Origin of the sequence: Rhodococcus sp. AG1013 (assembly GCF_003350365.1) — a bacterium.
Taxonomy (GTDB): Bacteria; Actinomycetota; Actinomycetes; order Mycobacteriales; family Mycobacteriaceae; genus Prescottella.
In genome coordinates this window covers 55,387-77,080 of sequence record NZ_QQAT01000008.1, presented here as the reverse complement: position 1 = coordinate 77,080, position 21,694 = coordinate 55,387, and the positions used below count along the sequence as shown (strand labels likewise).

The following is a 21,694-nucleotide window of genomic DNA, read 5'->3' as shown; positions in this document are numbered from 1 at the left end:
CGGTAGGCCGGCCACCGCGGTTCCGGAACGGACACTGCGGCGAGATTGGTTAACACGCTACGAATCCGGGAGACGAACGGGAACGGGGCGCATCCCCCCGAACGCGGACAGGGGGATTCGAACAGCCCGCCCTAGGGGATTGTGGACGATTAGGGGGATCGCCCTCGACCTGGGGCGAGATCGCGGGGTTCCCGTAACGATCGTCGTGCTCGCGCCGACAATCGCCATACCACCGGCGGTGCCGCAATCCGCCCCGAACGTATGGGAGAAGCGCATGGGCGCCGTGCTCGGAATTGCTGTCGGAACGACCAATTCGGGCACTGCATCGATCGCAGCGGACGGAACCTTCACCGATGAGGCGGACGCCGTCACGTCGTCCCGACCGACGATCCTGCACCTGTTGTCGGACGGAACGGCCGTGTTCCCGGAGCCGGGCGACGACGCCGGACGAGCACATCTGTCGGGTTTCGTCGAGCGGGTCGGCGACCCGGTCGGGCTGCTCGACGATGCCGGCCGCATCCATGCCGGGGCGGATCTCTTCGCGTCCGCCGTGGCGTGCCTGGCCGCGCCGGAAACCCCCGCGACGGTGGTGGTCACCCATCCGACGGCATGGAGTAAGTACACCGTCCGGGCCCTCGAATCGGCGCTCGACCGTTCCGGGCTGTCCACGGCCGGACTGGTCTCGGAGGCCGCAGCCTGCGCGCGGTGGCTCGAAGCCGCACGTGGGCGCCCGGACGACGGAGTGATCGTCGTCTTCGACCTGGGCGCCTCCGCGCTCGACATCACGGTGGTGCGCACCGGCGCCGAGTCGGCGATCCTCGGCAAGCCGCTCCGCTCGGAAGACTTCAGCGGCGCCCACTTCGACCAGCTGATCACCCGCTACGTGCTCGACGCGATCGCGGACAAGACGGGCGACCTCGACCCCTTCGACCCCGCGACCATCGCCGCCCTGTCGGTGCTGCGGGCCGACTGCGCCACGGCCAAGGAAAAGCTGTCCACCGACACCGAGACGGCCATCCCGGTCGCCCTGCCCGGCGTCACGACCGACGTACGACTCGTCCGGTCCGAGCTCGAGGATCTGATCCGCCGACCCCTGTCGAGTTCGGTCGAGCTGATCCGGGAGGCCCTCCGCTCGGCCGAGATCGAGGTCTCCGACGTCACCCACGTCCTGCTCGCGGGTGGCGGTGGCGCGATCCCGCTGGCGGCGGAACTCGTGTCGTCCGAACTGGGGCTCACCGTGGTCGCCGCCCCGGTCCCCGCGCTCACCGCGGCGATCGGTGCCGCGTATCTGGCAGGCGACACCGCGTCGTCGGGTGCCGCAGCCGTTCCGACCCCCGTGGACCGGGACAATCGTGCCGCCGACGGCGTCTACCGCGCACCCGTCACGGCGAGCTTCCCGTCGCGAATGCACTCCGCCCCCAACGGGTCGAGCACCCGACGCCGCATCGCGATCATCGCATCGGCGGCAGCCGCGGTGGGAATCCTCACCGCCGGCGGCCTGTCGATCGGCACGGCGGCGAACACGTCGCCGACGCCAGTGGTGACGTCCACCCCGGGCGCACCGGCGTCCACGCCGAACGGTGGCGCCCTGACAGCGGACGGCGTGGCGAACGGCGGAACCCCATCGGAGGTGTCGACCGTCAGCGCCATCGGCGGCGGGAACGGCGGTGCGACAACGGCAACCGCCAGTGCGAATCGAGCCGGCGTCGTCGGCGGCGCCACCGACGGGCAGCCCGCCGCCCGGTCCTCGGCCCCTAACTCACCGGCGGCAGCACCGGGAACCCCTGCTCCGGAAAACACCGGCACCGGAGACACCGCGGCTCCGCCCGCCTACACACCCCCCGCTCCCGAATTCGTCCCGCCGAATCCCGGAATCAACGCTCCCACCCCCGGCGAGGTGGGCGAGGGATTCGCCAAGGCGGCCAATGGAATCGGACAAGGACTCGGCGCTGCCGTGACCGGCATCGGGACCGGCGTGGGCGGCCTCGTCGGAGCGGTCGTCGATCCGTTGACCGGCGCACTGATCGGAAAGTAGTCGATGCGGACCGTACAGGCCGTCGACACGGCGCCGGACGACCTCGTCGCGGGTGTCCCCGGCGCCCGCGAATTCCTCGACGCCGTCGATGTCGCGGCTCCCGGCTGCGTCCTGCTCCGAGGCAACTCGGGCAGCGGAAAGTCGCTCCTCCTCGCCGCAGCCCGAACACTGCTGGACACCCGCGGCGGTGACGTGCACGCCACCGTGGCCGCAGCCGAACTTCACAGCGGCGCATTACTGCTCGACGGTGCGCACATGCTGCCCGACGACGAGCGCGCCGCCCTGCTCGAGCTCGTGCGACGCGGCGACCGCACCATCGTCGTCGCGACCGAACCGCGCCCCCACGACCCGATCCTGCGCTCGCTCGTCACGGCTGTGCAGTCCCTCGGCGCGGTGGTCGACCTGCGCGCACTGACCACGTTCGAGATCTCCGAACGCGCCCGACGGCGAGGCATCTCGCCCACCCCGACGCTCACCCGGACGCTGGACGATTCGACAGGCGGCGTGCTCGCGGGCGTCGACGCCGGGTTGTCCGCCGCGGCAACCGCCCCGGGCGACGACGACGTCGTCCGCGCCGCAGCGGCCACACACCTGCAGACCACACTGCGCCACCTCGATGCCGAAATGCTCGCCGCACTTGCCCTGTGTTCGTACAGTTCCGGGATCGACGCGAGCGACATCGGCACCGCCCTCGAGGTCGATCCGCGGCGGGGACAGGACCTTGCCGACCGCATCCGAGCGAGCGCCTTCGTCACCCGGGCCGGCTCCGTACTGCCCTTCGTGCGCCCACACGTCGCCATCGCGACCGGGGTCACCCGGGTGCGCGATCTGCAGCTGCGTCTGCTCGCCACCCGACTGGACGCCGGGACGCTGGACGCGGAGACCGCCGTGGCCCTCGTCGAGGCCGGGCTGGAGGATCCACGACTGGCCGAGTTCGTGTGCACCTGTGCCGATGCCGCGGAGCCGACCGCGGCGGCCGACCTGTACACCGCCGCCGTCAGAGCCGGCGCCGACGCCGGCCGCCTCGCGGTGCGCCACTGCGAGGTCAGTGCCCTGAGCGGAGACCTCGACACCGCGGAACGGATCGCGGACTCGCTGCTGACCCGCGCCGATTCCCTCGATCCTCCGGAACTGACTGCTGCCGTTCGCATCTCCGCCAGCGTCGCCGCCTACCGTGGTGCGATCGGCCGCAGCGCCGACCTCTACGAATGGTTGGGGCCGACGCGGGTCGGCGCCGACACCGCGGTCTCCGCGGCGGTGCTCCTCGCGGCCGGGCGACCCGACGCGGCCGCCGCCGCCCTCGCCGTCGGGTCGCAGGGTCCGCCCACGTCAGGAGCCGCGGGCATCGCCCTGGTCGCGGAGGGGCTCGCGCAGTCGATCGCGGGTTCCGGTGCGGTCGCGATGAACTCGTTGACCCGCGCGATGTCGCTGCTGTCCACCAGCGCGCACACCCGACTGCTGCCCGACAGCGCGACCGCGGTCACCGCCCTGCTGTGCCTGCACTCCGGCGAACTCGCACACGCGGAGTCCGTACTCGGTCGGGCCCTGGAGTCCGATCCGCCGGGCAGTGTCACCCAACTCCGGCATCGTGTGCTGGCCGCGTGGACGGCGATGGTCGGAGGCGATCTCGCCGGTGCCGCCGCGCTCGTCGACACGCTGCCGACCGACCGGCCCCTGCACCATCGGGAGGCCCTGTTCGTCCACGGACTCCGAGTGGGACTCGCCCGGCGACACGGCGATCTCGGTGCGCTGCAACGTCAGTGGGCCGACGCCCAGCCGGTCGTGGCGGGATACTCGGTGGACCTGTTGAGCCTTCTGCCGCTCGGTGAACTCTGGCTCGCGGCAGTACGACTCGGCGACGAGCCGCGCATCACGCACCTCGTCGAACAAGCACAGGAACTACTGGCCCGCCTCGGAGAGCCCGCACTGTGGGGAGCGTCGCTGCACTGGTACGGCGTGCAGGCCGCGATTCTCGGCGAGAACCCGGCGAAGCTGCTGCCGCACGCGCGGGCCCTCGCCGCGTCGGCCGAGGTGAGTTCGTACGCCGCGGGACTCGCGGCGGCAGGGCGCGTCTGGCTCCGCGTGCTCCGCGAAGAGGCAGAGGCGGCGGAGGTCGAATCCGCGGCGCGGGCGCTCGAGCGGATCGGGCTGCCGTGGGACGGCGCACGGCTGGCGGGCGAAGCCGCGCTGCGGGTCTCGGACACCCGGGGGGCGACGACGCTGCTGCAGGTGGCCCGGTCGCTCCGGGACGCGTCGGCGGCGCCACCCGTCGGCGCCGAGCCGAGCACCCCCGAGCCCGCCACCGGTGCCCTCACCGATCGCGAGGCCGACGTGGCCGAACTGCTGCTGCTGGGGCTGACCCACCGCGAGATCGGGGCGCGCCTCTACATCGCCCCCAAGACTGTGGAACACCACGTGGCGCGGATCCGGCGGCGGCTCGGGGCCCACTCCCGCTCGGAGCTGCTGTCGATGTTGCGTGCACTCGGCCACGGAGTCTCCGAGTCGTCGGGATCGTGAACTTCGGGACTTTGTTCCCGGGCGCTCCCACCGCAACTTGCCCTATTGTTGGTGGCTGATCCCGAAGACCCCGAAGGAATTCAATGCGTACCTCGCTGGCGCCGCGCGCCGCAGTCCATTCGTTGGCCCGCCGCGTCGCCGTCGCAGGATCGTCTGCGCTACTGCTCCTCGGACCCTTCACCGCGGCCGCGCAGGCCGCCCCCGAGACCTCCCCCACGTCCTCGGTGACACAGTTGTCGGCCGACGAACTGCCCGCCGAACTGGCCGAGGCGATCACACGAGACCTGAAGATCAGCCCGCAGGAGTACCTGGACCGCGCCGCCCGCGCGCAGGAACTCGGTTCGTATGCCGAGGACTTCCGCGCCGAGCGCCCCCACGACTTCGCGGGCGCATGGATGGGACTCGACGGCCACCCCATCGTCGCCGTCACCACGACCGAGGCGGCGCAGATCGCAGCGCGCGACGGCTATCGCACACGCCTGGCACCCGTCTCCGCAGAGGGACTCGAGAGTTCCCTCGCCGACTTCAACCGGTGGGTCTCGGATCTGCCCCGCGAGATCGCGTCGCAGATCGGTGCCGCGTCGATCGACGTCCTGAACAACCAGATCGTCGTCGACATCGCGAACAGCCCCGCCGGGCGGGCCCTCGACCTGCCGACCCACATCGCGAACGTCAAGGTCCAACTCAAGGCATTCGGACCCGTTCCGGTCGAGCGCGCACCGATGGGTGGCGACACCTACGTGACATCTTCCGGGCCGCTCGCGAACGCGGGGCCGGGCGAAATCGGGGTCTGCTCCTTCGGATTCAACGGTGTCGACCGGAACGGCAACGCGATCAACATCAGCGCAGGCCACTGCGACCCGGCACCGGGCGCCGGAGCGGGCGTGTACCTGCCGAACCGCGCGAACATGAAGGACAGCCTTCGGGTAGGCGACTTCGCGCGCTCCGAGGTCGGGAACGCGGACGCACTCGACTACTCCCTGATCCGCATCAACGACGCCGGCGTCAAGGCCGGACTCGACCGCCCGGTCGTCCGCGGCGCCGGCGGCAGCACCCTCACCGTGACCGGCACAGCCGTCCCCGTCGTGGGCGCGCCGATCTGCAAGTCCGGGCAGACGTCGTCGTTCACGTGCGGCGTCGTCTCGGCCGACCACGTCCAGGCCGAACTGGTGACAGATACCAACGACAGTCGGATCGTGCGCGGCTTCGCCGGCACCGCCTGCACACTCGCGGGTGACAGCGGCGGCGCAATCGTCACCGGCACGCTCGCACTGGGCATCACGAGCGGATCCAACAGCACCGACGCCCCGAACTGCGCCGAGGCCAACCTCGTCCTCGCATTCGACGGCGGCACATCGAACCTCGGGATTCCGATTCGGAACGTGCTCGACTCGGCGAATGCGTCCTCGGGCGGAGGTCTCGGCGCGGGGCTGTCCGTGCGCACCGGCGCCGCCGACCACTGACGAACGACCCACCCACGAATTACGCAGATCGTGTGGGCACGGCAGTACCGAACCCATATAGTCGTACGCGGCTCGGGGGCATCCACTGACACCGGGCGCTCATCTCTGCGCGCGTCTGGATCCTGCGCGCAGGGCACACAATAGAAAGGCCCACATGCGAAGCTCGCTCGCACGTCGCGCCGCGGTGTTCGGTTCTGCCGCGCTCCTACTCCTCGGCCCCGCAACCGCGGCCGCCCAGGCCGATCCAGCCGAATCGTCGTCCACGTCGGGCGTATCGGATCAGGCGGCGCATCTCCCGATCGAACTCGTCGACGCGCTGCAGCGAGATCTGCAGCTCACCCCGGATCAGTACCTCGAACGGTCCGAGCTCGGGCAGAAGCTCGCGGAGTTCGCCGCGCTCGCCCGCTACGAGTTCCCCGACGCGTTCGCGGGCGCGTGGATCGACCCGTCCGGCACTCCGATCGTCGGGCTCGCCGGCGAGGGCCGCGACGCCGCGCGGGCAGCCGTCGAGCAGGCCGGGTTCACGAGCAGGGACGTCGACCGCAGCGAGATCCAACTGCAGTCCGACCGCGCCGCGCTGAGCAAGTGGATCGACACGCTGCCGCGGGAGATCGCCGATCTGGTGCGCGGTATCACTGTGGACATCGCCGGCAACACCCTGGTGCTGCGCGCCGATGACGCCGCAGGCGACCTGTTCGACCTCCTGCCCCCGTTCCTGCAGGGTGCTGCACGGGTCGCGCTCGGTCCCGCACTCGGTTCGCTGCAGCCGCCGGCACCGGGTCCGGCCGCTGGCCAGTACGCGCCCGACGCCTTCCTCGGCGGCGACCCGTATGTGGCGGCCGGCGGCGGCATCGGGCTGCGTTGCTCGCTCGGATTCAACGCGATCGACCGCAACGGTGCACCCGTCAACATCAGCGCCGGACACTGCGACCCCAGCCGCGACGTCGCCGGAACGGCGGACGCGTCGACGGCGTATGCGTCGGCGGGTGGTTCGGCCGGGCCCATGATCGGAACCTTCGAGAAGACCAGCCTCGACCGCCTCGACTACTCGGTGATCCGCCCCACCCCCGAATCCGCGCAGCGGTTCGAGAACAACGGCGTGCGGGTTCCCGGAGCGGCCCCGGTCGCCATCACCGGCACCGCCGACCCGGTCGTCGGCGCGCCCGTCTGCAAGGCCGGCAACACCTCGGGCTTCAACTGCGGGGTCGTCACCGAAACCAACCAGAACGTCAAGGTCGGTGCCCGCATGCTCGCCGGCGGGTTCGCCACCAACCTCTGCGCACTCCAGGGTGACAGCGGCGGCACCATCCTCACCGGCACCCTCGCCCTCGGCATCTCGAGCGCGTCGACCGTCGGCGAGTACGGCCTGTGCGAGGTCGCGGGCTTCGTCAGCTCCGTCATGGGCCAGACCCCGGAACTGTTCGCCACCCCGATCAACGCGATCCTCCGCGACAACCCCGGCCTCCGCATCCGGACGTCCTAGCCCGTCCGAACGCACATAGAGAAGGAGCCCACTTCCTCACGGAAGTGGGCTCCTTCTCCTCTGTCCCGGTGCGTCAGGTCACGCCGCCGGCGCCGGTGCGGGGTTCATCGTCTGGAACACCTGCCATCCGTTGTAGGCGAGGACGGGCCCGGCGGCGAGGATCGTGCCGATCATTCCGCCGACCGGAGCGGCGGCAGCCGCTCCACCGAGGCACGTAAGAACGCTGGCTGGAATTCCGAGCCCAGTCAGCGCCAGCGGCGCTCCACCGATCGCGCAGCCTGCTACAGCCCCGACAAGCGTTCCAACGATGGTGCCGACGGTGACCGCGGAGTCGACGCCCTCGACCAACTTGTCGAGCATCGAGAGGTCGATCGGCATCGGCGGCAGTGCCGGACCCGCGACATCGACCGGCGTGGACTTCGCCGGATCGGTCTCGGGAGTGAGGGCCAACTGCCGGCCCTCGATCACGGGTGCGATCGAGAACTCGCGATCGCCGATCCGGTACGACAGCGGCAGCGCCTGCAGGACGGTGCCGGCGTCGTTCTTGATCTCGACGAACTTTCCGTCGGACGTCACGTGGAATCCGCCGGCGTCGAGGACGGTGACGACCGAGCGGCCGTCGATGTGTGCCTCGTACCCGACCGCATCCTGCGCAGGCGCGGCGTACGACGTGCCCGCACCGACGCCCATTGCGGCGATCACCAATGCCGACGTTGCGGCAAGCTTCGTGAACTTCATAAGGCTGTCATTTCCGTTCTGTGACTGCCACGAGTGGCTCTCCGACCGAATAGGTATTCGAACCCTCGAAGCGCTCCCGGCGCTCTCCCACCTGCGCAAATGAGCCGCGAGAAGCCCTCCGATTCGCGGCGAATCATAACCCGACACAACACGGAATTGTCACTAATTCATATCGAATATTAAATGAACAAACGTCCAAATTGCTTTTGGGATTCACACCCACCCGCGCGAGTTAGGTCTACCTACACGACATACGTCACACCGGCACCGCATACCGTTAACTGAATCCGACCCGAACGGCCGGGGCCCAGCCCGCCCCGCACCCCTTCGAACCGGACGTCTGCGTGCCCCCGGGAAGGTTCTTCACAGACAAAGATGCAGGAAACGACGGTACGCGCTATGTTACCGACAGGTAGTGCTCACAAGTTACCAGCGGGTAACTTGTAGGGCGCTAGGATCTGTGGGCTGACCCCAGGCGGCACGCGTGCTGCCCCGAAACGAAAGGCATCGACATGAATGCCCTGACGATTACGTTGGGCACCGTCGGCGCGCTGCTGAGCCTTGTCTGCTGGGCCTCATTCCTGAGTGGGGCCTGGACCATGGCGAAGACCGTGCAGATCGGTCAGCCGGCGCCCGACCGCTGGCGACCCTTCTTCCCTCGCTTCAAGCAGATGATCGTCGAGTTCATCGCGCACACCCGGATGCAGAAGTTCCGCACCGTGGGCTGGGCGCACTGGCTGGTGATGATCGGCTTCCTCGGCGGTGCGCTGCTGTGGTTCGAGGCCTACGGCCAGACGTTCAACCCCGAGTTCCACTGGCCGCTGTTCGGCAACACCTGGGTGTGGCACCTGTGGGACGAGATCCTGGGCATCGGCACCGTCGTCGGCATCCTGACGCTGATCGTGATCCGCCAGCTCAACCACCCGCGGATCCCGGCGCGCCTCTCCCGTTTCAGTGGCTCGAAGTTCGGCCCCGCGTACTTCGTCGAGATCGTCGTGCTCATCGAGGGCCTCGGCATGATCATGGTGAAGGCCGGCCGCATCGCGATGACCGGTCACTCCAACCCGTGGACCGACTTCTTCACGATGCAGGTGGCCAACCTGCTGCCCGCCAGCGCCGTCATGGTCTCGGTCTTCGCGTTCGTCAAGCTGATGTCCGGCATGATCTGGCTCTTCGTGGTCGGCCGCAACATCACGTGGGGCGTCGCCTGGCACCGCTTCTCGGCCTTTCCGAACATCTACTTCAAGCGTGAGGACGACGGCGACGTCGCTCTCGGTGCCGCCAAGCCGATGATGTCGAAGGGCCGCGCCCTGGACATGGAGAACGTCGACCCGGACACCGACACCCTCGGCGCCGGCCGGATCGAGGACTTCTCCTGGAAGGGCTGGCTGGACTTCACGACCTGTACCGAGTGTGGCCGCTGCCAGAGCCAGTGCCCCGCGTGGAACACCGGCAAGCCGCTCTCGCCGAAGCTGCTGATCATGTCGCTGCGCGACCACGGCTACACCAAGGCCCCGTACCTGCTGGCCGGTGGCCGCAAGGACATGGGTGGCGACGAGGTCGGCCTGGTCGACGCCGACGGCAAGCCGAACGAGGCTGCCCTCGCGAAGATCCCCGAAGCCGCGCGTGCCGAGGCCGAGCGCCCGCTCGTCGGCGAGACGGTCGAGGGTGAACTGGGCGGCATCATCGACCCCGAGACCCTGTGGTCGTGCACCACGTGTGGCGCGTGCGTCGAGCAGTGCCCGGTCGACATCGAGCACGTCGACCACATCATCGACATGCGCCGCTACCAGGTGCTGATCGAGTCGGAGTTCCCGTCCGAGCTCGCGGGTCTGTTCAAGAACCTCGAGAACAAGGGCAACCCGTGGGGCCAGAACTCCAAGGACCGGCTCAACTGGATCAACGAGATGGACTTCGAGATCCCGGTCTACGGCCAGGACGCGGACTCCTTCGAGGACTACGAGTACCTGTTCTGGGTCGGCTGCGCCGGCGCCTACGAGGACCGCGCGAAGAAGACCACCAAGGCCGTCGCCGAGCTGCTCGCGACCGCCGGCGTGAAGTTCATGGTCCTCGGCGCCGAGGAGACCTGCACCGGCGACTCGGCTCGCCGCGCGGGCAACGAGTTCCTGTTCCAGCAGCTCGCGATGCAGAACATCGAGCTGCTGAACACGGTCTTCGACGGCACCCCGGACACCAAGCGCAAGATCGTCGTCACGTGTGCGCACTGCTTCAACGCGCTCGGCAACGAGTACCCGCAGGTCGGCGGCGTCTACGAGGTGGTCCACCACACGCAGCTGCTCAACCGCCTGGTGCGCGCGAAGAAGCTGATCCCCGTCGCCAAGCTCGACGAGGACGTCACCTACCACGACCCGTGCTACCTGGGCCGTCACAACAAGGTGTACGACGCACCGCGTGAGCTGATGGAGGCGTCGGGCGCGAATCTCAAGGAGATGCCGCGTCACGGCGAGCGGTCCATGTGCTGTGGCGCCGGTGGTGCCCGCATGTGGATGGAGGAGCAGCTCGGCAAGCGCATCAACATCGATCGCGTCGACGAGGCCCTCACCACCTCGCCCAAGAAGATCGCGACAGGCTGCCCGTTCTGCCGCGTAATGCTCACCGACGGCGTCACCGCCCGACAGGAGCAGGGCCAGGGCGAGGGCGTCGAGGTCGTCGACGTCGCACAGCTGATGCTGAGCTCGGTCACGCGACTCGATCCTGCACAGCTCACCGCGAACATCAAGGTCGAGCCGCGCGAGAAGACGCCGGTCGCCGCCGCGGCTGTCACTGTACCCGCGGCCGCCGCTGCTGCTCCCGCCGCCGAACCCGAGGCTCCGGCCGCCGAGACGGCACCGGCCGCTGCCGCCGCCGCTCCCGCGGCCGGTAAGGGCCTGCAGATGAAGGGTCTCGGTAAGGCACCGGGCGCGAAGGCTCCCGGCGGCAAGGGTCTGCAGATGAAGGGCGCCGCCAAGGCACCCGGCGCCAAGGCCGAGGCTGCCGCTCCGGCCGCCGAGGCTGCTGCACCGGCTGCCGAGGCACCTGCGGCGCCGGTCGCCAAGCCCGGCGGCCTGGGCATGAAGGGCGGGGCCAAGGCACCGGGCGGCAAGGGCCTGCAGATGAAGGGCGCCGCGAAGGCACCCGGCGCGAAGGCTGCCGCACCGGCACCCTCCGCTCCTGCCGATTCGGCCGCTCCGGCTGCTCCGGCTGCTCCGGCTGCGGAGGCACCGGCGGCTCCCACCGCACCGACCGCCAAGCCCGGCGGACTCGGCATGAAGTCCGGCGCCAAGGCGCCCGGAGGCAAGGGCCTGCAGATGAGGGGCGCCGCCAAGGCTCCCGGCGCCAAGGCCGCTACACCGGCACCGGCTGCGCCCGTAGCCGAGGCTCCCGCGGCTACCGCACCCGAGGCTCCGGCCGCACCGGCTGCCGAGGCCAAGCCGGCACCGCAGCCCAAGGCGGGCGGACTGGGCTTCAAGGCCGGCGCGAAGGCACCGGGCGCCCGCAAGGCCGCCCCGGCACCGGCGGCACCTGCTGCCCCGGAGCCAGTCGCGGAGCCTGAGCCCGAGGCACCTGCCGAGCCGCAGGCCGAGGCCGCGCCCCAGCAGGATGCGTCGAACACGCCTCCGCCGCCGCAGGCCAAGCCCGGCGCGCTGGGCTTCAAGGCCGGCGCCAAGGCACCGGGCCGCAAGAAGTAGTCGCCTGACGACAAGCGCCCCCACCGTTCGCGGTGGGGGCGCTTTCGTTTCCGCGCTCCCGACGCCAGCTGCCGCAGGGCTTGTGCGAGCACCGCATGGCGATTCCGCGCTGACAGCCCTTGCGACAGCGCGACAACCCCTGCGGCAATGGTGTTTGTCCCCAGCTCCATGGACCCACTCATCATCCGGCGCTCCGAAGCACTGCAGCGTGGCGCGACGGACTGGAATCTGCAGCATCTGTGCCGGAACGGTTCCTGGCACCGGCTCCGGCGCGGCTCCTACCTGTCAGCGGAAACATTTGCAGAGCTGAGTGCTCGCGAACGCCACCGCGTACGGTCCGTCGCCACACTCGAGTCCGCGTCACGCGACGCGATACTGAGCCACCAGTCAGCCGCGATCGTGCACGGCATCGATCTGTGGAACACCCCGCTTGCCGCCGTCCACCTCACTCGCAACCGCCAGTCCGGCGGCAGCCGCACCGCGCTTCGACACGTGCACTGCACGTCACTGCTCCCCGACGAGTCGACGTCAGTGGCCGGTCTGCGAGTGACGACGGCCGCTCGCACGATAGTGGACTTGGCGCGGACACTCCCGTTCGAGCAAGCGCTCGTAGCGGGCGATCATGCACTCCATTCAGGGCGGTGCTCCGCCGGTGACCTGGCGGCCACGGATCCCCGAACCTCGCGTCGCAAGGTTGCCGGCGTCCTCCAACTGCTCGACGGGCGATCCGAGTCCGTCGGCGAATCGCGCAGCCGGGTGTTGATGATCCGCGAGCAACTCCCGATCCCGGACTGCCAGCCGAAGCTCTACTCGTCCAACGGAAGATTCCTCGGTCGCGTCGACTTCCTGTTCACCGAACAGGGAGTCGTCGGTGAATTCGACGGGAGGTCGAAGTACGGCCGTCTCGCTCCCGACGGCCGAGTCCCGGAGGATGTGCTGTGGGCGGAAAAGCTACGCGAGGACGCGATCCGCGGCGCCGGATGGGAAGTGGTGCGCTGGGTGTGGGATGAACTGGCGACTCCTCGCGTCATCGTCGAGCGCATCCTGGAAGCAGTCGGCCGGGCACGCCCCGGCCCTCGTGGACGAACTGAACCGGTGCCCCGCCCGTGAGCGCCCTACGGCCGCCACAGCTCCAGGCGCGGCACGTCCGGTGTCTCGAAGCCGAGCACCTGCCCGTAGAACGACAGCTCCGCTTCCCGAGCGCTGACGATCGTCTCGAGCTTCCGGAATCCGTGGGACTCGCCGTCGTACGCGAGGTACGCGTGAGGGATGCCCTTGCGCAGCAGCGCGCTACGGAATCGCTCGGCCTGGGACGGCGGGACGATCGGGTCGGACAGGCCCTGCAGCAGCACCGGGCAGGAGAGCCCGTCGACGTTGTTGACCGGCGCCCGCCGCGCGTACAGGTCGGCGGCCTCGGGCAGCGGTCCGATGAGGCCGTCGATGTAGCGGGACTCGAAGTCGTGGGTCTCCTTCACGAACTCGACCAGTTCGGCGACGCCGTAATACGAGACGCCGCAGGCGAACACGTCCGACGTGGTCAGGGCGGACAGCACGGTCCAGCCGCCGGCCGAGCCGCCCTCGATCGCGAGACGCGCGGGATCGGCCAGACCGGCGTCGGCGAGCCCCCGCACGGCGGCGACGGTGTCCTCGACGTCGACGATTCCCCACTGTCCGCGCAGTCGGTTGCGGTATTCACGTCCGAACCCGCTCGAGCCGCCGTAGTTGACGTCGACGACGCCGATACCGCGGCTTGTGAAGTACGCGTACACCAGGTGCACGGCCGGTGCGACGTGCGCGGTGGGGCCACCGTGCACGAGCGCGACGTACGGCGGCAGTTCGCCGTCGGGCGCCTCGTAGTTCGGGTTCCGCGGCGCGTAGGCGATCGCGTGGACCTCGCGTTCGGGGCCTTGGAAGGTCAGGGACTGCGCCTCGGGCAGGTAGGCGACGTCCGGCAGGTCGTCGACCGACATTCGCACGTCGGTGAGCTCGCCGCTGTCCGGGTCGAGCAGTCTCAGCCCGGAGGCGACGCGGGCTCCGCCGCACCGCAACAGGATCCGCCGTCCGTCGACGTCCGCGATCTGCACCGAGGAGATGCCGTCGAGCGGGATGTCGTGGAGCGCACCGGTGGCGGGATCGAGCACGGCGAGGGTGTCGGTGCCGACCGTGCGAGTGGTCAGCAGGGTGCCGTCGCCGAGGTCGGCGTACCAGCGGGCACCGAGCTGCCACAGCGGGGCGCCGAAGTCGGCGTCCGTCGGGCAGATGGGTGTCACGGTGCCGTCACCGAGCGCAACGCGGTGGAGGTTCCACCAGCCACTGCGGTCGCTGATCACGTGCAGTGTCGCGTCGTCGACCCATTCGGGTTGCAGGACGGATTCCTCGGCGTCGCCGAGCAGAACGTCGACCCGACCGGTCGAGAGCGTCAGCACACGCAGTTCGGTTCCGTCCCAAGGCATCTGCGGGTGATTCCAGGCGATCCAGGCCAGCCGGGTCCGGTCCGGGGACAACCGTGGGTAGGCGAGGAAGTCCGAGCCGCCGACGATCGAGCGCACCGCGGCCGGGTCGCCGGCGGCCGATCCGTCGAGGGGGATCGCGCAGATGTCGCGCATCGGCGACGGGCCGCGGTGGACCTCGCGCACACACCACACCTCGTCGCCGACGATGGTGAGATCCCCGTAGCGGTCCGAGGACGGGGTGGGCGACATCGGGGTGATCGGCACCGGCGCAGCGTCGACGCGTGGGTCGAACCGGTACAGCCGCTGGTCGCTGAACTCGGCGAACACCAGCACCGAGTCGCGGGCCACCGTCCAGGCTCCGCCACCGTATTCGTGGACGCGGGTGCGCGCGTTCCACGGGATCGGCAGGACGTCGGCCGGTTCACCGTCGGGTCCGAGCCGGCGGATCGCGGTCCGGCCGCCCTCGGTGGGGCGCTGCTCCGACCACCACACCTGATCTCCGACGAACCGGCCTCCGTCCACCGGGTGACCGCTGGCCGCCAGGTCGGCAGCCGCGATGGGCGACGTCCACGAGCCGTAGGGGGCGACGGTTCGAGCGGCAGATGTCATGCGCACACCCTAGCCAGGAATATCGCGGGGACACCGCCGCGCGACGTACCGTTTCCTCATGCCCGCGCAGCTGCCCTCGCGGTTCACCGACGCCCCGATCGCCCGCATGGCGACGGTGACCGAGGCCGGCGACCCGCACGTGGTGCCGGTGGTATTCGCGGTGCTCGGAGAGACGATCTACACCGCGGTCGACGACAAGCCGAAGAGCACCCGCCGGCTGCGTCGGCTCGCGAACATCACCGCGACCGGACGCGTCAGCCTGATCGTCGACCACTACGACCACGATTGGACGCGACTGTGGTGGGTCCGCGTCGACGGCGCCGCACGGATCCTGTCCGGTGACAGCAGCGAGGGCCGGTCCGCGATCGACGCGCTGGTCGCGAAGTATCCGCAGTACCGATCGATGCGCCCCGCCGGTCCGGTCGTGGCGATCGGCGACGTTCGGTGGCGGGCGTGGTCGGCGTCGTGAGCGCGGCGGCGTCCGTCACGTCCACGGGCCTCGACGGACCTTTCCCGCGCGCGTCCCGACACCCACGATCAGCGCCCCCACCAGGCCGAACATGTCCGATTTCGGCGCCGCTCCGGAGTGGCCGCTCGTGGGCGGCCGATTTCCGTTTGCGCGCGAGTGGAATCATGGTTGCGTGAGCACTCCAGATTCCGTCCGCAACCGTCGGCCGCAGCGCGCTCTCGAGCAGTCCACCAAACTGCAGAACGTGCTGTACGAAATCCGCGGGCCGGTGCATGCGCACGCGGCGCGACTGGAGTCCGAGGGGCACCGAATCCTCAAGCTCAACATCGGCAATCCAGCCCCGTTCGGATTCGAGGCACCCGATGTGATCATGCGCGACATGATCGCGGCTCTGCCGTACGCGCAGGGCTACTCGGAGTCCAAGGGCATCCTGTCCGCACGGCGCGCGATCGTCACGCGGTACGAATTGGTGCCCGGCTTCCCGGAGCTCGACGTCGACGACATCTACCTCGGCAACGGCGTCTCCGAACTCATCACGATGACGATGCAGGCACTGCTCGACGACGGTGACGAGGTCCTGATCCCGGCTCCGGACTACCCGCTGTGGACCGCGATGACGAGCCTGTCGGGCGGCACCCCGGTGCACTATCTGTGCGACGAGCAGAACGACTGGAACCCGGACATCGCGGACATCGAGTCCAAGATCACCGAGAAGACCAAGGCGCTGCTGGTCATCAACCCCAACAACCCGACGGGCGCCGTCTATTCGGCGGAGGTGCTCTCGCAGCTCGTCGACCTGGCCCGCAAGCATCAGCTGCTGCTGCTGTCTGACGAGATCTACGACAAGATCCTCTACGACGACGCCAAGCACATCTCGCTGGCCACGCTCGCGCCCGACATGCTGTGCCTGACGTTCAACGGGCTTTCGAAGGCGTACCGCGTCGCGGGCTACCGCTCCGGCTGGGTCGCCATCACCGGCCCGAAGGACCACGCTGCCGGGTTCCTGGAGGGTCTGGATCTGCTGGCGTCCACCCGCCTGTGCCCCAATGTTCCGGGTCAGCACGCCATCCAGGTTGCGCTCGGCGGGCACCAGAGCATCGAGGATCTGATCCTGCCGGGCGGCCGGTTGCTCGAGCAGCGTGACGTCGCGTGGGAGCGGCTCAACATGATTCCCGGCGTCTCGTGCGTCAAGCCGCGCGGCGCGCTGTATGCGTTCCCCCGGCTGGATCCGAACGTCTACGAGATCCACGACGACGAGAAGTTGGTGCAGGATCTGCTGCTGCAGGAGAAGATCCTCATGGTCCAGGGCACCGGTTTCAACTGGCCCGATCACGACCACCTGCGCATCGTGACGTTGCCGTGGGCGCGGGATCTCGCGGTGGCGATCGAGCGGTTCGGCAACTTCCTGTCCAGCTACAAGCAGTAGCCCGTCGGACCTGTCCGCCCGGCCCGGATGCAGGTGCACCCGATACCTCGGAAGCACCTGCATCCGAACGTGATCCAGGTGATCGCATGGTGGGCCGACACGCTATTTTCCCTCAACCCTGCGGGATCGCCCCGGTATGGGTAGATTGACCGATTGGCACCTCTGAGTGTCCGTAAGCGCCTCGTCTTGCCCCCTCCCCCCTGGGCGACGAGGTATCGGTGGCGGGGACGACCCCCCCTGCTCCCCGCCACCGTCGCTTGCCACCGCCACCGCTAGCCTGATCCGGTGCAGAGGCCGATCCGATGACATCCGAAGCCCTCCACGGTCATGGCCACGGCCACGGCCATTTCGAAGGCCCGCTCCCGGTGGGCCCGACCGCTGCACGCGTTGTGGTCGGACTGCTCGTCGCGATCGCAATCGCCGTCGTCGCGGCGGCCGCGATCCTGTGGCCGGGCAAGCAGCACATCGAGATCCCGCTGCCGTTCCAGAACGCGGGCGGTGGAGCCGTCACCACCGAGGCCGGCACCGTCGTCGCACAGGACATCACACCGTGCGGCAGCCCGTCTGCGGGCCGGGCGTTTCCGGGCGATCCCACACCTCCCCCGACCGGTAGTTCGTTCGATTGCCGACGCAGCCTGGTGACGATCGACTCCGGCCCCAACGAGGGAACCCGGACGCTGCTCGAGATCGTGCCCGGTCCGGGGCAACCGAATCTGAGCGTCGGTGAGCACATCCGGCTTGTCCGGCAGACGGATTCGTCCGGCACCCCGATCTACTCGTTCAACGACTACTCCCGCGGGCTTCCCCTGCTCCTCGTCGTCGCGGCGTTCGCCGTCGCGATCGTCGCGGTTGCCCGGTGGCGGGGTGCGCGGGCGCTCCTCGGACTCGGGATCACCTTCGGCGTCCTCGTCGTTTTCACGCTGCCGGCACTGCTCGACGGAAAGCCGGCGATGCCCGTCGCACTCGTCTCGGGCGCGGTGATCCTGTACGCCGTGCTCTACCTGGCGCACGGCGTGAATCTACGCACCAGCGCGGCGCTGCTCGGCACGCTCGCCTCGATGCTCGTCGCAGCCGTCCTGTCCGTCATCGCGATTCGGATGACGCATCTGACGGGACTGTCCGAGGAACAGAACACCAACGTGCAGGCCTACATCCAGCAGGTCAGCATCACCGGACTCCTCCTGGCCGGCTTCATCATCGGCTCGCTCGGTGTGCTGAACGACGTCACGATCACGCAGGCGTCGGCGGCATTCGAGATCGCGTCGATGGACGAGGCCGCTTCCCGGCGAACCGTCTTCACCTCCGCAATGCGGGTGGGACGCGACCACATCGCCAGCACGGTCTACACCCTGGTGCTCGCGTACGCCGGCGGTGCGCTTCCGCTCCTGCTGCTGTTCAGCGTCGCGGGTGGACCCGTCAGCGACGTCCTGACCGGTGACGCCGTGGCGATCGAGATCGTCCGATCGTCGGTCGGCGGCATCGCACTCGCGCTCTCCGTGCCCCTGACAACCGGGATCGCCGCGCTCCTCGCCCGGCCCCGGCTCGCCGCTCCGTCACCGCGGCGGCGTACAGGCGGGCGTCACGCGCGCTGACCGACCGCCCGTCAGAGCCGCGGGAGGGGCAGCAAGGGTGGCAGTTCCACCGGAGGCAACGGCAACTGCGGGAGCTGCGGCAGCGGCGGGAGCGGCGGGATCCCGGGTAGCTCCGGGATCTCCCACCAGGGTGGTGGATCCGCCGGACGGGGCTGGGCCGGTGGAGGTGGGGCCGGGGCGCCCCCACCGCCCCCGACCGGCTGCGACGCGCCCTGCTCGGACGGCGGCGTCGTCGGCGCTTCGGACGGCGGCGGGGGTGACGGGAGCGAGGTCTGGACCGTCGTCGACGAACTCGGCGGTACCAAGGTGGGTGTGTCGGCGGTGGCTGCCGCATCCGGACCGAAAAGGGTTCTGCCGTAGCCCAGTCCGAACCCGACGACGGCGATGACGACGAGCGCGGCCCCGGCGATACCGGCACCGCTGACCTGACGCCGCGAGACCGCCTGCCGGTGCCGCCCGCGCGCGGTGGACGGCCGTGGACGAGCGGGCCCGGCCGCCGACACCGGCGCCGCAAGCAACGCGGCGCCGCGGGCAGCGGCCAGTTCCGGCGCGTGCGGCGCCACGATCGGCAGACCGAGCCTCCACTCGAGCACGGCCCGCACCACGGGCAGATGGGCTCCGCCACCGAGAAGCACGACGGCGTCGGGCCTGTGCCCGGACTGCACGATCAGTTCGGCCACCAGGTCTGCCGAACGCTGGACCGCGGGAACCGCGACGCTGTCGAATGTTTCACGTGGTAGTCCGATCAGGTCGTCGCCGCACAGGACGTCGGTGCGCTCCGTTGCCGCGACCACTCCGGTCGACCGGTCGACCACGCTGACGGTCAACCCCGAACTACCGAGGTCGTAGAGCACGACCGTCCGGAACTCCGCCATATCGCCGACACCGCGCAACTGCTCGAGTACCGCGGTCACCTCGGGGACGAGGCGAAAGCCGGTGACACCCTGCCGTCGCATCGCCACGTCGAGCGCAGCGGCCTGGCCCTCGTCGCTGTAGGAGATACCCACGCCGACGGCCGATCCCGACTCGGCCGCCTCCGCGAGGATCACGCCGACCGATTGCGCCGCCAGATCCTCCGCGATCTGCCCACCGACCTCGATCGCCTGGTACTCGAACTCACCGGATCCGTCCGGGGAATCGGATCGCACCAGACGAACGAATCCGGCCCCCACCGAAACTCCCAGAACCCCACCCATGAGCCGCCTTCGATCGTGGTCGCAAACGGTCGCCGCGCGAGCCGCGTGCTGGACGAGCCGAGTCTATACAGCCGCCCTACACTCACCCCATGCAACTGCTGTTCGTCTGCACCGGCAACATCTGCCGCTCCCCCACCGCAGAGCGGCTCACCGCCGCCTGGTCGGCCCGCACCGGGCGGACCGATCTGGCCGCATCCAGCGCAGGGACCCGCGCGGTAGTCGGCGGCCCGATGGAACCGACGGCAGCACAGATTCTTTCGAACCTCGGCGGCACGCCGGACGGCTTCGCGGCGCGCCAGCTGAACCCGGCGATCGCGGGAACCGCCGACCTGATCCTGACGATGACCGAGTCCCACCGCGACGCCGTGCTTCGCACGGCACCGCGCCAGCTCAAGCGGACGTTCACGCTGCTCGAGGCGACCCATCTGGCGCGCGCGACCGGATCGGCCACCGTCGCCGACCTCGCAGCGGTCCGCGGTCAGGTCCCCCGACCCGACAACGTCGACGTCCCCGACCCGATCGGCCGCAGCGCGATCGTGTTCGGGGACGTCGGCAGTCAGATCGACGAGGCCCTACTCGACCTTCTGCCCCGCCTGCGCGACTAGCGGCGCGGGATCGACCTTCGCCGGGGCATCTTCCACCTTCTGCACCGGCGCATCCGAGTCGTAGTAGTACTTGTACTCGTACGCCCCCTTGCCCTTGGCCGGCGTCATCGTCAGGATCGTGCCGAGGACGGTCGCACCCACGCTGCGCAGATTGCCGATAGCCCGCGAGACCTGCTCGCGCTTGGTCTGCCCGTGCTTCACCACGACCAACGCGCCGTCCACCTTGACCGCGAGAACGGCCGCGTCCGTCACCGGCAGAAGCGGCGAGGCATCGATGATGACGAAGTCGAAACGCGAGCGCAGATCCGCGAACAACTTCTCGGCATGCGTGGAGCCGAGCAACTCGCTCGGATTCGGCGGCAGCGGACCGGACGCGAGTACCGAGACGTTCGGGAACGGCGTCGACTGCAACACGTCGTCGATGTCGGCCTGCCCGGCCAGCACCGTGCTCATACCTACCGACCCGATCAGATCGAGATACTTGGCGATACGCGGGCGGCGCAGATCCGCGTCCACGAGAGCCACCGAGTAGCCGGCCTCCGCAATCGCGAGCGACAGATTGATCGCCGTCGTCGTCTTTCCCTCTCCCGGAAGCGAACTGGTGATCGCAATGACACGGGGCGGGTTGTCCACCTCGAGGAACTGCAGATTCGTGCGCAGCTCACGGAACGCCTCGGCGCTGCCCGAATACCCGTCCTGGAAAGCGATGGCCGCCTTCTCTTCCCGATCCTTGTCGAACGGCACCGTACCCACCAGGCCGACCCCGGCAAGCTCGTCGAGCACCTCACGGCTCTTCACGGTGTTGTCCAGGCGGTCGCGCAGGACGGCGAGGGCGATGCCGCCGAGAAGTCCGACGACGAAGCCCAGTGCCAGGTTGCGCTTTGTCTTGGGGCTCACAGGAGTGGACGGAGTCGACGCGTGCTGCTCCACCACGACGCGGGCCATCGGAGGCTTCCCGACCTCCATGCTCTCGAGTTCCTCTGCCATGAGAACGAACTCGTCCGACAGTGCATTCACGAGGTCGCGCGCGACCTCGGGAGATGCATCCGTCACCTTGGTGTCTATCAGGACGGTGTCCGGCGTCGAGGTTGCCTTGACCTTCTTGGCCAGTTGCTCCGCAGTGAGGTCGGACTTCCCCAGCTTGTCGAGCGTGCGCTGGGCGAGCGTGGAACCGGTCAACAGTTTGGTATAGGAAGCGACACGCTGTTGCGAGAACAGGTTGCCTTGGTAGACCTCGTTGACCGACGCACCTGAGGAGGTGGAGACGAACAGCCTGGACGATGCCTGGTACATCGGTGTCGACATCAGCGAGGCTCCGAGCGCGACGAGTATGCCGACCAGTGTTGTCAGCGCGATGATCCTCCACCGTGTCTGCACGATCCGTAGGTAGTCCTGTACTTCCATATCCCCGATTCCCCG

Annotated in this window: 14 protein-coding genes; 10 read left to right on the top strand and 4 right to left on the bottom strand. The window is 69.3% G+C overall.

All coding sequences use genetic code 11. The features are described from left to right. The first annotated feature begins 274 nt into the window (after positions 1 to 274). From DEU38_RS12250 to DEU38_RS12235, 4 genes are all read left to right on the top strand, one after another. Positions 275 to 2,035, top strand: a complete 1,761-nt coding sequence (locus DEU38_RS12250; protein ID WP_114721506.1) for an Hsp70 family protein — start codon at positions 275 to 277, stop codon at positions 2,033 to 2,035. 3 nt (positions 2,036 to 2,038) lie between these two features. After that, positions 2,039 to 4,552, top strand: a complete 2,514-nt coding sequence (locus tag DEU38_RS12245; protein ID WP_114721504.1) for a LuxR C-terminal-related transcriptional regulator — start codon at positions 2,039 to 2,041, stop codon at positions 4,550 to 4,552. 83 nt (positions 4,553 to 4,635) lie between these two features. Then, positions 4,636 to 6,015, top strand: coding sequence for a S1 family peptidase (locus DEU38_RS12240; RefSeq protein ID WP_114721502.1), 1,380 nt, complete (start codon positions 4,636 to 4,638; stop codon positions 6,013 to 6,015). 154 nt (positions 6,016 to 6,169) lie between these two features. Then, positions 6,170 to 7,498 (top strand): S1 family peptidase, encoded by a 1,329-nt coding sequence (locus tag DEU38_RS12235; protein WP_114721500.1) that lies wholly within the window; start codon positions 6,170 to 6,172, stop codon positions 7,496 to 7,498. 78 nt (positions 7,499 to 7,576) lie between these two features. On the opposite strand, the gene DEU38_RS12230 is transcribed toward DEU38_RS12235, so the two are convergent. Next, positions 7,577 to 8,236 carry a hypothetical protein gene (locus DEU38_RS12230; RefSeq protein WP_114721498.1) on the bottom strand — a complete coding sequence of 220 codons (660 nt, stop codon included), beginning with the start codon at positions 8,234 to 8,236 and terminating at the stop codon, positions 7,577 to 7,579. A 512-nt stretch (positions 8,237 to 8,748) separates the two neighbouring features. Here DEU38_RS12230 and DEU38_RS12225 point away from each other — a divergent pair. Continuing rightward, complete coding sequence (locus tag DEU38_RS12225) at positions 8,749 to 11,925, top strand: (Fe-S)-binding protein (protein ID WP_114721496.1); 3,177 nt, start codon at positions 8,749 to 8,751, stop codon at positions 11,923 to 11,925. Between the two features lie 168 nt (positions 11,926 to 12,093). Then, positions 12,094 to 13,035, top strand: a complete 942-nt coding sequence (locus DEU38_RS12220; protein ID WP_114721494.1) for a hypothetical protein — start codon at positions 12,094 to 12,096, stop codon at positions 13,033 to 13,035. 5 nt (positions 13,036 to 13,040) lie between these two features. On the opposite strand, the gene DEU38_RS12215 is transcribed toward DEU38_RS12220, so the two are convergent. Next, positions 13,041 to 14,987, bottom strand: a complete 1,947-nt coding sequence (locus DEU38_RS12215) for a prolyl oligopeptidase family serine peptidase (RefSeq protein ID WP_114721492.1) — start codon at positions 14,985 to 14,987, stop codon at positions 13,041 to 13,043. A 58-nt stretch (positions 14,988 to 15,045) separates the two neighbouring features. On the opposite strand from DEU38_RS12215, the gene DEU38_RS12210 reads away from it, so the two are divergent. From DEU38_RS12210 to DEU38_RS12200, 3 genes are all read left to right on the top strand, one after another. Then, the gene (locus DEU38_RS12210; protein ID WP_114721490.1) at positions 15,046 to 15,456 is read left to right on the top strand and encodes a TIGR03668 family PPOX class F420-dependent oxidoreductase; all 411 of its coding nucleotides are present in this window, start codon (positions 15,046 to 15,048) and stop codon (positions 15,454 to 15,456) included. A 172-nt stretch (positions 15,457 to 15,628) separates the two neighbouring features. Continuing rightward, a complete protein-coding gene (locus tag DEU38_RS12205; protein ID WP_114721752.1) occupies positions 15,629 to 16,882 on the top strand; it encodes a pyridoxal phosphate-dependent aminotransferase in 1,254 nt (417 codons plus the stop codon). A 302-nt stretch (positions 16,883 to 17,184) separates the two neighbouring features. Continuing rightward, on the top strand, positions 17,185 to 18,474 hold the full coding sequence (locus DEU38_RS12200; protein WP_114721488.1) for a YibE/F family protein: 1,290 nt from the start codon (positions 17,185 to 17,187) through the stop codon (positions 18,472 to 18,474). An 11-nt stretch (positions 18,475 to 18,485) separates the two neighbouring features. Here the strand turns inward: DEU38_RS12200 and DEU38_RS12195 are convergent, their stop codons facing one another. Beyond that, positions 18,486 to 19,622 (bottom strand): hypothetical protein, encoded by a 1,137-nt coding sequence (locus DEU38_RS12195; protein ID WP_258557849.1) that lies wholly within the window; start codon positions 19,620 to 19,622, stop codon positions 18,486 to 18,488. A gap of 137 nt (positions 19,623 to 19,759) precedes the next feature. Here DEU38_RS12195 and DEU38_RS12190 point away from each other — a divergent pair, with 137 nt between their 5' ends. Continuing rightward, positions 19,760 to 20,275 carry a low molecular weight phosphatase family protein gene (locus DEU38_RS12190; protein WP_114721484.1) on the top strand — a complete coding sequence of 172 codons (516 nt, stop codon included), beginning with the start codon at positions 19,760 to 19,762 and terminating at the stop codon, positions 20,273 to 20,275. Here DEU38_RS12190 and DEU38_RS12185 read toward each other — a convergent pair. Further along, positions 20,243 to 21,679, bottom strand: coding sequence for a polysaccharide biosynthesis tyrosine autokinase (locus DEU38_RS12185; RefSeq protein ID WP_114721482.1), 1,437 nt, complete (start codon positions 21,677 to 21,679; stop codon positions 20,243 to 20,245). The genes DEU38_RS12190 and DEU38_RS12185 overlap by 33 nt on opposite strands. Positions 21,680 to 21,694: the final 15 nt, after the last annotated feature.